At 37.3% G+C, this 12679-nt stretch carries 10 protein-coding genes and 1 pseudogene; 2 read left to right on the top strand and 9 right to left on the bottom strand.

Going from position 1 to position 12679, the window contains the following annotated elements; all coding sequences use genetic code 11:
* Nucleotides 1-98: 98 nt before the first annotated feature.
* The 5 genes from DRW42_RS29150 to DRW42_RS28090 form a co-directional block, all read right to left on the bottom strand.
* Nucleotides 99-632, bottom strand: coding sequence for an N-6 DNA methylase (locus tag DRW42_RS29150; protein ID WP_425273527.1), 534 nt, complete (start codon nt 630-632; stop codon nt 99-101).
* A gap of 38 nt (nt 633-670) precedes the next feature.
* A complete protein-coding gene (locus DRW42_RS28075) occupies nt 671-1750 on the bottom strand; it encodes a type I restriction-modification system subunit M (protein WP_208643668.1) in 1080 nt (359 codons plus the stop codon).
* 332 nt (nt 1751-2082) lie between these two features.
* Nucleotides 2083-3678, bottom strand: a complete 1596-nt coding sequence (locus DRW42_RS28080; protein ID WP_113952179.1) for a DUF262 domain-containing protein — start codon at nt 3676-3678, stop codon at nt 2083-2085.
* The gene (locus DRW42_RS28085) at nt 3675-4754 is read right to left on the bottom strand and encodes a hypothetical protein (protein WP_113952180.1); all 1080 of its coding nucleotides are present in this window, start codon (nt 4752-4754) and stop codon (nt 3675-3677) included. Before DRW42_RS28085 ends, DRW42_RS28080 begins: the two co-directional genes overlap by 4 nt.
* Nucleotides 4738-5868 carry an AAA family ATPase gene (locus DRW42_RS28090; RefSeq protein ID WP_113952181.1) on the bottom strand — a complete coding sequence of 377 codons (1131 nt, stop codon included), beginning with the start codon at nt 5866-5868 and terminating at the stop codon, nt 4738-4740. The genes DRW42_RS28085 and DRW42_RS28090 overlap by 17 nt, the downstream gene beginning before the upstream one ends.
* A 1425-nt stretch (nt 5869-7293) precedes the next feature.
* Between DRW42_RS28090 and DRW42_RS28100 the strand changes: the two genes are divergently transcribed.
* Nucleotides 7294-7620, top strand: coding sequence for a hypothetical protein (locus DRW42_RS28100; protein WP_113952183.1), 327 nt, complete (start codon nt 7294-7296; stop codon nt 7618-7620).
* Between the two features lie 260 nt (nt 7621-7880).
* Nucleotides 7881-8171: pseudogene (locus tag DRW42_RS29345) on the top strand (transposase); the annotation flags it as partial.
* Nucleotides 8172-8438: 267 nt separating this feature from the next.
* On the opposite strand, the gene DRW42_RS28115 reads toward DRW42_RS29345, so the two are convergent.
* The 4 genes from DRW42_RS28115 to DRW42_RS28130 form a co-directional block, all read right to left on the bottom strand.
* A complete protein-coding gene (locus tag DRW42_RS28115) occupies nt 8439-10160 on the bottom strand; it encodes a CocE/NonD family hydrolase (RefSeq protein WP_113952186.1) in 1722 nt (573 codons plus the stop codon).
* Between the two features lie 79 nt (nt 10161-10239).
* Nucleotides 10240-10839 carry a hypothetical protein gene (locus tag DRW42_RS28120; RefSeq protein ID WP_113952187.1) on the bottom strand — a complete coding sequence of 200 codons (600 nt, stop codon included), beginning with the start codon at nt 10837-10839 and terminating at the stop codon, nt 10240-10242.
* Nucleotides 10840-10841: 2 nt separating this feature from the next.
* Nucleotides 10842-11342 carry an RNA polymerase sigma factor gene (locus DRW42_RS28125; protein WP_208643669.1) on the bottom strand — a complete coding sequence of 167 codons (501 nt, stop codon included), beginning with the start codon at nt 11340-11342 and terminating at the stop codon, nt 10842-10844.
* 308 nt (nt 11343-11650) lie between these two features.
* Nucleotides 11651-12124: a hypothetical protein gene (locus tag DRW42_RS28130; protein WP_113952188.1), complete on the bottom strand. Its 474-nt coding sequence runs from the start codon at nt 12122-12124 to the stop codon at nt 11651-11653.
* Nucleotides 12125-12679: the final 555 nt, after the last annotated feature.

A 12679-nucleotide genomic window follows, 5' to 3' on the forward strand; every position in this document is an offset into this window, starting at 1 on the left:
CCCGGAAATCTCAAATTTGGAACATTAGCTACTCTTTTTCTTTTTACTTCCATTTTAATATTTTATATCTTACCAGATTACATTAGGGATTGAGAAAGTTAAAAAAGTAGCCCAAGCTCTTTGAAATAAACATCAATCTCCTTATCCAATTCTGCACGTTTTGCCTCCAAAAGTTTGATCTCGGACATTACTGCCTGTATATCGATTTCTTCCTCAGCTTCGTAGGTATCGACATATCTTGGGATGTTTAAATTGTAATCATTTTCTTCAATCTCTTTTAACGATGCACAATAGCTATATTTTTCTACTACAGATCTATTATGATAGGTTTCCACGATCATATCAATATGCTCATCTCTGAGCACGTTTTGGGTTTTTACCTTCTCAAATCCTTTACTCGCATCAATAAACAAAACATTATCAGGATGTTCCTTACATTTTTTGAAAACCAAAATACAAGTTGGAATGCTTGTACCATAGAAAATATTAGCAGGTAGCCCAATTACCGCATCGAGATAATTTTTCTGCTCAATTAGGTGTTTCCTGATGTGAAGTTCAGCAGCCCCCCTAAACAGAACACCATGTGGCAATACAACAGCCATAATACCATTCTCAGCCAAGTGATAAATCATGTGCTGGACAAAGGCGAAATCAGCTTTACTTGCAGGTGCTAGTTTACCATACTGGCTGAAACGATCATCANGACAAAGGCGAAATCAGCTTTACTTGCAGGTGCTAGTTTACCATACTGGCTGAAACGATCATCACTCAGGTGAAGTGGATTCGCACTCCATTGTGCAGAAAACGGCGGATTCGCTACAATAGCCTCGAACTTGAGATCAAGATGCTGGGGATGTTCTAAGGTATTATCCTGCTTGATATCAAACTGGCGGTAATGAACGCCGTGGAGGATCATGTTCATCCGGGCAAGGTTGTAGGTTGTTCTATTCATTTCCTGTCCGTAGAACATAGCGACATCTTTTACCTCCCTGGCCACACGGAGCAATAACGATCCGGACCCACATGTTGGATCGTAAACTGACTTCAACTTATGTTTATCAGTAGTTACAATTTTCGCCAGTATCCTGGAAACCTCCTGCGGTGTATAAAATTCACCTGCTTTTTTCCCGGCACCGCTGGCAAACTGTCCGATAAGGTACTCATAAGCATCTCCGAGAACATCAAGTTCGGTATGGTTAAGTTTAAAGTCAATTTTATCCAGATGGCTCAAAACCTTCGAAATAATCGTATTTCTTGCTTCTGCAGTTTTGCCGAGCTTAGTACTGTTCAGATCCATATCTTCGAAAAGATTATCAAAATCCTCTTCACTATCGGTCCCCATTGTACTCAACTGTATATTGATCAAGACTTTCTGAAGATCAGCAAGAATAAAAACCGCATTGGTTTCTTTGAAAACCTCATCTTCATAAGCCCCTCCTTTTCCACGCTTTGCCAACTGGCCAAACAGTTCTTCAGGCTTTAAAAAATAACCCAGCTTAGCCAAGGCTTCTTCCCTGATCGCCTCAATATACTCCTCATATTCTTTCAATGCCGGAGAAATATCCTTGAAAAGAATTTTGTCCTCTTTGAGTATTTCATTGGCAAAGATCTCCATTTTCTCGCTCAGGTATTTATAAAAGATAAAACCTAAGATATAATCCCGAAATTCGTCAGCATCCATCTTGCCGCGTAAGGTGTTGGCAATATTCCAGAGTTGCTGTTCTAGTTGTTTCTTTTGATCTTCAGACATATATAAGTTTACTGTAATTAAAAATCCCTTCGGACTAATATGCAACTTTTAAAATGGATTATCAGCTTCAATCATCTCAAAAAGAAAAACATTTTTTTTTAAACAACAAAATCCAATAGATTAAGGGATGATCGAAAAATGCATGGAGCTGAAAATGGGTGATGAAAGGGTGAAAATGCTCCGGGCACAGATCTATGAAAAACTCTGCTACCGCTTTACCGGAGATAAACCCTGGATGTTTAGTGGCGTTGAGGCCGTGGCGGGAGGAAACTGTTTAACAGCTATAAAGACGCAGCAAACCACTACTTGCCCTTATCATAGGCCAGGTATAGTTAAAAAACATCGTCATAATATTCGATACCTAATGAGTCGACAAAATTCATTTCACTTTCCATTATTTTCCGCCTTCTTCGCTCAAGAAAGACTTCAGCAGGTTCTCCATCATCTTGCATAAAGTATCTTTCCTCAATGAACGGATAAGGATTTAAATTATCAACTCTGTGAAAAATTAGGGTATTTTCAGATCTGTTACTAAAGTGACGAACTATTTCATTATTACGAGATGAAATAAGAATTCTTTGTAGTCCAAGTTTAATTCCTTGTTCATTGATATCCAAGGGCTTAAATCCGTTCGAATAATTAAGCATAAATAGTGCTAATGCTTTTCCCCTTACACTACCCATAGATATTTTTTTAGGAAACTTTTCTGTCGTAAATTTCTTCCTACTGTCGTCAAAGTAGACCGGATCACTGTCAAAGTCAATAAAATTTTGAAATGTATCGTACGCCTTTCTCTGTTTACTCAAATTATAAATTGTAAAATAATTTGAATAAGTGGTAATCCAAAACCAACGCTTCAATTCTTCTATTTGTTTTTGGGACGGGTTTTCGACTTTATTAAAAAAATCAGTTATAAAAATGAGTTGATTATTATATGGCAATAGTTTATTTTCTACAACATGAAGCTGAAAATACAAGAATCTAACAGCTTTTTTAATAGCATACATAGTCTTCCTAGTATGTCCAATAAAATTAGGGTCATTCGCTAATTTTTCTATTTTCCTGCTATCATTTTCGGAACTTTTATCGAAAAACACTACGCCGAAAGAGTTTATTATAGAATTGAATATTACCTTTCGATCTAATTTCTCAAAATTGTAATCTTTAAGGTCAATAAGAAGTCCATCAATTTCATTCCCTAACCGGAAGCCCTTATCAATGTTAAAAGATAGCGCATTTAGCTTCCACTCAGAAGTCACTTTTGCACCGGTAGAATTCAGTTTATCAAAAATTTCCACAGCTTCCTCTATGGTTGCGCCTGTCAACTCTACAATCGGCAAATCAAAGGTGGTTATCTGTTTTTGAAAATGAACATACCGATTTCTAAATAACTGCCTTTGTTCCGGAGAAAAATGGGTGTTTTGCATTTTATCTATGAAGTCAGCATATGAATCATGATCTATGAATCTATACAATTCGACTTCAAATATTTGCAGGTTTTTCTTTCCTTTCTCTATCTGATTACTTTCTAAGTTATATATTAAATTAAACCCCTGTTTTGTCCATAACTTATTATCTTTCTTTAAAGGAGTTTGGTTCTCGTCAATTAAACATCCAAAAAGTGTCGAAAGTCGCTGCAATCCATCTAAAACGTAATAGTAGTCAATAGCCCTATTGGGTAAAACGTATCCTCCTATTGAGTCAGATTCAAACAGTCTATAATTTTCATTATCTATGAAATCTGGCCTCCACAAAAATATGGTACCAACAGGAAGTCCCTTCAAAATACTTTCAAAAAGCTGGACTTTTTTAGCATAATCCCACTCAAAATCTCTTTGAAAAGCTGGTACACGAATTATCCCCGATTCAAAATCTTTTACAATTCTTAATAATCGAAAAACCCTTGTTGAGACTGACACCTGGCTCATAGTAGATATTTTATTTCGTTGATAATGTGCTCAAATTCGTTACGCTTATTTTCATCTGCTGGATTTACCCTTGATTTTAATAAAGGTTGATGTCTTATTCTCTTTTCCAGATCATCTCTATTTACATTTTGAAATTCCTCCGAAAATCTTGACTTTATATTTCCAAATGGCAAACCAAACCCTACAGTTCTGTATTCCTTATCAGTTAAATCCTTCCCGTCTTTCAACATTTTAAATAGTTGCTGAACTTCTTGTTGTAGGGAATCTCTAGGTATCAGCTCACCTTTGTGAGAAAAACCTTTCTCCACATCAAAAAAATCTTTTTGATGTGGATTAAACCTCAAGTAGATTTGTGAAAATTCTTTTTTTCCTTCTTTACTTTTTGCCGTCAGAAGATAACCATTATATACAGAATCGGGCATATAGTTTTCCTTTTCCCTCTTATAAAGAATATGATATGGGACTTGATTTTGTATTAAGTAATTGACCTTTGCTCCCGATAAGTCTTTGACAATAACTTCACCCTCTTCATTAAATGTACAGTATTCCCTGTCACTGTCCTTTATGACATAACACCTCAAATATTTTTTCTTATCTTTTGTAAAAACCGGATCATTAAACAGTTCCTTAATCATGCCTTTAATTGTGTTATCACTGCCCCCGCCCCCGTTTTCAAATTTAAGCCAATGCTTATCCTTTGCCGCAATCAGTTCGTTACCAAAATTTCTAAAAATGCAATTGACAAATACTGGTTCATATTCATAATTCTCAACAACAATGGATAAAGGTTGTTGTAAATAAGCATATGCCTCTTGAATTCTGAACTCATCACCCGATTCAGTTTCAGAAATAATAATTTCCTTTTTATTATTAATTAATGCTACACCTTCTTTCAAGAAATCCACGTCACTTCTTGATAAGGTCTTTTTCCATTCGGAATTTTCAAATGCGTTAAAATCTTCAATCTTTTTTAAATGCATTCTATGCCTTCCTTTTTTAAAAAAATGCATTAGATCATTCAAATCGGAGAAATTTTTATTGCTATTGAAAATATCCGCTTTAATTGATACTATCATCTCTATCGGATTGGTTTTGTTTTAATAGCAATAACTCTCTATAGCTTTCATTAAAAATTTCTTCTGGCCATTTGGTAAACTCACCAAATTCATCTAATTCCAGTCTTTCTAATATACTGGCTTGTTCATCCTCTATATAATCAACATAATAGACGGCAACATCTTTATTTGAAAAGTTAACTTTCGGATCTGCAATCAATGCTTGCAGTCTTAAAATAAAATTTTTCGAGTGAGTTTCTATCAGGTATTTTTTGCTAGCGTTCTCCAAAAATGATTCCACAAATCTTTGTGCCAAATTCCCGTGCGCAGCAGGATGCAAATGGCTTTCCGGCTCTTCTATTATAATCAGAGTTTCATCTTCAACTGGCATATAACTTCTTACAATCAATGGCAACACTTGTCTGATACCTGATCCAGTATTTAATATATTTATATTTTTTATTTTTTGATTTGATAGAACAAAATCAAACCCTTCAATAGAGGCAGCTATCTCTTTAATTTCAATTTTCCACCCTTCAAAATTTGATTCAAACCATTTAGAGATAGTAGATATTAATGGATTGTTTTCTTTCCGGTATTGTGCTAAAAGTTTGAAGGCATTTAGTCCTGAAATGCCAATGGTATCAATCTTTCCATTTATATCAGTAATATATCCTTCCTTAGGAAACTCTCTAAAGGCATCTATATAATCAAATACTAATTTTAATGATTTTATTTTTGAATGCTTAAAGCCTTTCAAATCTGATTGGTTGACTTTAATATCCTCATCATTTAAAATATAGCTTTTAATTTCTATGTTATCACCTCGATTATTTCCTTTTATAGAGATGCTTAATTTTTCTTTTTCATCAGAAATTTCGAAGTCAACTGTATCAGCTAAAATCTCTTTATTATAAAATAACTCCTCATACTTTTTACCAATGCTAACTTTGCTATTAAGTGAGATCGGTTCAGCAATTTCTCCCTTCAAACTTTCGCTAATCATTGTAGGTAATTTTAGGATAGCACTTTTACCTGTATTATTCTTTCCGATTAGGATTGTAATAGGTTTAATTTCCAGCTCTTGCCAGTTTTTGAATAACTTGAAGTTTTTAAATCTGATTTTAGATATCATTAAATAACAATTTATACAAAAATAAGCTTTTATGTAACTGCTTCCTATTTTTTCAGGTTATTATCTCTCCATATTAAATAATTGCGCAATCTATCCACACGTCACTGAAACCAAATTTCAATAATAGTGGATCCACGTCATTTTTGCTGAAGATCTTCCCATTCAAGTTTGGCGTATTAATTTGGGTTACGTGTTTCGGCGACCGTGGTCACAGATCCCGCATTTATGCTGACAAGTCGTTTCGCTGCAAACTGACGAACGATTAGGAACATCCTAACTGTTTCACTTAAAGGTCAATTTTTTTCACTTTGGAGATAAATCATACAGATCTGGTTGAGATAGAGTTAAGGAGTTCGAGTATTTAATTTGTATTTATTTATATGAAGCTAGAATTCAATATGTGTCCTGAGGGCTTGTTGAAGCTCTTTCTATATGGACGAAGTCATAGGCTGCTTAAAGAGTGAAACTTATTTAAAGCCTTCCATTCATAGCATGATTCAATAGAGACAAAAAAATAGAGTTGAACATTGATCTCGGACTGTAATCTCTTTCAGAGAGGTCTGAACAAAAATTAAAAATCCCATCAATCAGTCTGATGACCAGTTTGATCTGAAATCACTACGCAACTATTGGCCTCTTCCCCACAAATGCCAAAAACACCTCATCAAGTTCCGATTCCGTTCCGAATACGGCGTTTGCCCCAATTCAAGTCTTTCCCGTACTTATTTCCGCTAATGAGCAACATGCTGAAAATTATCACTATCTCTTCCCTATCAAGGATAGCAGCAGCATCCTTTTGAAACAAAAGATATAGTGAATGGCCCGGCCCGCAGGGACAGCCAAAAACAACCATCAAAAAGATCGTCAATAAAAACACTGCCTCATTTAAAACCCGGCTTTGCGACCTTCCCACGCAGTCCCATACCCAAATCCTTCCCCCCTAAACCTCAACCAAAACAATATATTAATAAAGAATTACACAAACTCCCTACTCCCTCCCCAACAATCACATTACAAATCCAACAATATAAACCAGATTCGCTAACTTATATTCACCTAAACCTACAACCCATGAAAAAACAGACAACCTTTTAACACTAATCTTAAGCCTCGTTCTCTCCAGCCTCTACGACCAGCTGCCCCCAAACTTAAATCGCCAACCAAATAATATAAGTCTTCACCCAAAACGCGTGAGCGGTTGCAGCGGCATCCTCCCGCAGGGAGATACAGCGGAAGACGCGACCCTTTAGGAGCATGCCAAAACGATAATAAAAAAAACTAAAAATATTTTAAAAGCACGCGCAAACAAGCCCCTATATAGAATCCCCCACTCTACCGCACCCTATTTCAACAGCACAGGCAAACAAAAACCAGCCCCCATATGGAATCCCCCACCTTAGCGCATCCTATACCAAAGCTAAGCCCATGAAAAACCTGCAACTGATCCTCACCAACCCATGCGCTCAGCAATGGAGCGGCATCGAGCAGCCAGAGGGCAAACACCATTGCAGCAAATGCCAAAAAAACATCATAGACCTCACCAGCAAATCCGATACCGAACTGGCAGACTTTTTCAAACACAAAAGCGCTAACGTATGCGCACGCCTGCTGGCTAGCCAAATGAACCGCGAGCTGATCCTGCCCCCGGCAAAAATAAGCTGGCAATGGCTCATGCCGATTGCCCTGGCGGTACTAGCCATCAGCCCGGCCCAGGCACAAAAGATAAAACCAGCAGTGGTAAAGGGCATATAACACATTGTCTGAATCACTGACCTACTATGAAATCAGGGAAGGAAAAAAGGCAAGACAAACAAACCTCCCACAGCATGCAGGCTCTTTCTTTACCCCTTCAGCTGCTGCCATGGCATTTTTAGCTCCTGAAAGCAAATTAGCAGCACACAAAAAAAACTTATATCCAAACTGTGCCAATCATCAACTGAATTGAACATACTATCTCATTGGTAAAAAAATTCAGAATTGATTGAAAATAAACAGGCAGTGAATTAAATGCGTGGATTGCAGAAGCTAAATATTCAGTTATTACAGAGTTGAAAAGTTTCGCCACAGGAATATTATCTGATTTTCAATCCATTGAAAATGCTATCAATCCACACTGGAGCAATGGCCCAGTCGAAGGCAATGTCAACAAACTGAAACCTATCAAAGGTCAAATGTACGGAAAGGCAAGCTTCGATTTACTCAGGGAAAGACTGGTGGAAGTTCTAAACGAGATGTTAATTAGCCCAAGATTTAAACAAACACATTACAAATGGTATCAGGTGCAGGATAAATATACATATTAACATAGAATCCGAGCGTGACAATAAGTTAACTGATTACTCAATAGGAGTGTTTATTTATCAATGTCGAAAAATTATACCGCCATAAAAGAACATCTAAGCTTTCGTTTTATAAGACAACTTCTGTTTGCCAGAATTTTTAGTTGATAAACTGATAGTTGTTAATTGCTGATATTAAAATAGTTACCATATGAGGTTATAAGGTAGGTGAGAAATGGACTATATATAAACATGTAGTTTTCCTTTAATGATAATCAGAAGCCTACAGAATCATGAGCCTGGCAACACTGAAAGGCTTAGATGGCTATTTGAATGCCACTCAAGCTGAAGGTCGTCGTCTGCATCAGCGATGGTTTCCTGACTTACAATTTTCCCTGTCCCATAATTAATTTCCATACCGGATTCAACTGGCACGCCTAAAATAAAGACTAATTTTGATCCTTTAGCTATCTTGCGGCTAACGAAAAAGGTATTACCTGTAAGTTTTATTTTACTGGTTTTTCCAGGTATCAGGAGCTGACGCTTGCTGTGATCTTTAGCATAGCTTGCCCTTAACATATCATTATATAACCTTAAGTAATTACCATTGGCCAGTTTTTCATAGAGCTGCACAGTGATATCAAGATCCTTCTTATTCAAGTTCAAACTCAATTCCCCATCAAGCGAGCCCGCAATGGACATCGGTTGGTCAAATGCATCACTTTCAAATACAAGACTGTTTTTATCTGTATGCAATAAAGTATCCAAAACAAGCGCATTCCCAGCTGAAATGGTGCTGTTTCTATCTTTAAAGTTAATACGCTGGCGAATAATTCCATTTTTGTTCCCAGATGATTTGCTAAGCTTATACATACCACTTTGCTTTACTGGACTCAAAAAAAAGTTTAACTTTTTTGAAGTGATTTTCTTAAGGCTTTCGGCATGCTCCCACCTGTTCGCGCCCATTACCTGAAAGTTAACCTTTTCTTTCAATAGAGAAGGTTTTTGGCTACCCTTTAATATGTAATCAAACCAGTCGAATGTGAGTTTATAAATCTTAAAAATTGCTGCTGAATCAATTTTGTAGCCACCAACCGATACGGGCATAGCCATTTGCTGAAGGCCAAAATGATCATACGGCCCCAGGATCAGATAATGGTCTGCATTTTTATTGTTTTTATGATGTTCTTTGAAATAATGCATGGCTCCGGATTGGTCAACATCATAGTACCCGGCTATAGTCAACACAGGGATATTCAGCTTTGCGTATTCCAGTGCGGTCGGGGTCAATTTCTTCCAGTAATCATCAAAAGAAGGATGCCTTAACCACTCCTGGAACTGCTCATTTGGCCTGCCCTCTATGCTATCCAGCGAAGCAAAAGATTTACCGCTAATAAACCATTCGTTAAATACATTAGCCCATTTTCTTTGATCAGCAAACTCCTGAACGCCTTTATTATCCAATACCTTGTTGTCGCTTGCGTAGTGAATCCAGTTTAAACTATAACCTAGATTAATATTATTGTGGAAGGGAAAGTCGACACCAATACCAACTGCAGACTGGGGCACTATTGTTTTTAATGCTGGATGTAGATTTTTAACGGATGCCCATTGGCTAAATCCCAGATAACTGGCACCGTACATTCCCACTTTACCATCGCACCAGGATTGTTTGCTAACCCAGTCAATCATTTCGTAGGCATCTTCAGCATCATGGGCAAAAGGTTCAGCTTTCTGATTGCTTAGATATTTGCCCCTTACATAAAATGTCACGCCTACATATCCCCTAAGACATGCAATAGAGTTGAAGAATTTATCAGCCTCCATGTTTGTATAAATCGAATACCGTACGATTGCTGGCAGCGGTTTGCTCATTGCTTTATTTTGCGTAACAATAGCGGTTAACTCACTGCCGCTTTTAAGTTTTATAACAATGCTATCAGTGATTTTGAATTCCTGAGCTGATGCCCGGTAAGTGGCCAGCATTAACAGTAAAAGAATTATTTTTTTCATATTGTTTTGATTTAAAAGGCATAGCAATAGCCTTAATGTATTTTATACAAGAATATTTTAAATGTGATATGTTAATTGTTTAGGTTGTCTGCTCAGAAAGGGCTTGAAGATCTTTTATGTACTTTCCAAAATGATGATCGAAGAAATATCTTGTAATGAAGGGCTGTAAAAATCCTGCGGCTCCATAAATAATTAGTCTTAGAGGTAGCGCCACGGTTTGCCAGAATGCAAAATCTTTATCCGGTTGAAAATACATTGTTGCCTCAAGGATGATGATGAATGCTGCCAGGAATATTCCAGCGAAAATAAGGTGATGCCTGGCATTTTGTTGCAAAAGATGCATGTTTTTTTGTATGCTGCTTTTCACTGATCTTGTATTGGCATCTTCCATCTTTTCCACCAGTTTGTAATCACGGTAATACATTAGTCCAAGCATCAAGGTTACGGGTATAATAAACCAGATAAACGCACTTTGTTGTAATACTGGTTTAACGATCATGGCTACAGTCAGAAATGCTGCTACAAGCGGGAGTAAAATCATCTGTTTTTTATACTTTGCTTTCAGCTTACCCAGCGAACCATTGCCTTTATTATTAAGTAGTTCATTGAGTTTGTAAACTGGGGCTTTGTATTTTTGGCTGGAAAGTGTCCAGTCTTGTTTTAAGTCGTCGAGTTCCATTTCTATTTCTTTTTAGCCAATTGGCGTAACTTTTCTTTAATGCGGTTCATTTTTACCCTGAGTGTCCCATTGCTTATTCCGAGGATATCTTCCATTTCCTCATAAGATTTATCCTCCAGATAAAGCATGACTACTGCTTTTTCAATATCATTTAATTGTTCAATTGCGGCGTACATACTTTGAAACTTTGCCTCTTCCAAATTAATATATGCATGCTCTGCTAACTCAATGTTTAACGTCCCGATATCAGTGGTATATATCTTCTTCTTATCTCTCCTGTACTGCGTAATTGCTACATTAAGACCGATCCGGTAAAGCCACGTTCCAAATTGCGATTCTCCCCTGAATTTCGGATAGGCATTCCAAAGCTGAATAACGATTTCCTGAAACAGATCTTTCCGGTCATCATCGGTATTGCCATACAATCTGCAAATTTTATAAATCATCCTTTCATGATCTTTAATCAGCATTTCGAATGTTTGATGTAGGTTGCTATTCTTCAATTTTTGAATGTTTGGACAGTAGGTCGCAAATAGTAAAAAAATGTTACAGGTTATTCAAATTATTTTTGGAAAAACTTTTTTTAAAAAAAACTTAAATGATTCTTTTGAAGGTAAAAACCTATAATAGCTGGATATTTAGGCAAGAGTGTACGCGCGTTTCGCGTTTATGCTGATATCTTATTTCGCTCCACACTGAACGCCTGTTTCGCTCCAAACTGTACGCCCTGATCTATAGGTCAGGAGCGCTATAAAGCATGAATAAGTTTTTATCTTTTACTTGTCAGAAGAGGTAACGGCAAGATGAACATTCAAGGCAGTATAACTGTAACAAAGAGAGATGCAGATGAGCCAAATCCAGATATTAAGAGTCGCTCTCCAGGCGTGAGCGGCAGAAATAGCGCTAACAGGTTATCAGCGGTCATTACTACAGATAAGATTAAAAAGCGACTGCGTGCGAAGGCATACCATAACCCAGTGAAATGCAGACCGACGATTAGTCCTACTGTAGGAAGGAGTAGCTGCCCCAAATTCCGTGAATTGAGCCATTTTTGCGAAATCATGATGGCAATAACCTCGGCGATGACAGCGACCACATAATAATTCCAACGCGGCTTTTGCCGTGGTAGTGTAGCCTTCCGCCTTAAAATCCAAATGCCAGTTGCTGTAAAAACAAAAATGCCAAAAATCTGGAGAATTGTGCCGGCGGAACTAGTCATAGCGCCCACACCAACGGACCACCAAAGCATGGCAAAGATAAGCCCGATTAGCGCGCCTAATTTCATATCGCAGCCTCCTTGCCGAATATAAATCTATAATTCGACACCCGCCCGAACAACCAAGCATCGCTAGAAACAAATCTGTAAAGGGAATCTATTTTTTTCATGATTGTTTTAAATGTTTGTTAAGGTATCGTTTATTAAGATTCTTTTACTTGGGCTGCATATTCTGGCGAAAGTGACTCCTCCGCTTCGGACCAAACTGGCCGCCAATTAGATTACCGGGCTGTAGCATAAAGTTCCTTTCCCCCTGAACAAATATAAGCCGACAGTTTTCAAATTTTTCCTCAACGACAAGCTTTCCAGGCTATCTTTTTTCAGGGATGTTCATCCCTTTAAATTTCAGCCTATCAAACAATCTATCCCAAACACCTTAAAAAGTGCTTAAAAGCGTTCAAAATGAAATCTCGAGCCAAAGCTTGGCGGAGGTTTGTCTTTAGCACCTAGGGCTTTTTGAACTAGCTTTAAATAAATACTTGATCAGAAAACAATGTGAGAAGAAAATCTGATCAAGAGATCTGCGCGGCCAGTTTGCTCCGAAACAGGCGGCCACGATGGAGC

This window comes from Pedobacter miscanthi, assembly GCF_003315595.1.
Lineage (GTDB): Bacteria > Bacteroidota > Bacteroidia > Sphingobacteriales > Sphingobacteriaceae > Pedobacter > Pedobacter miscanthi.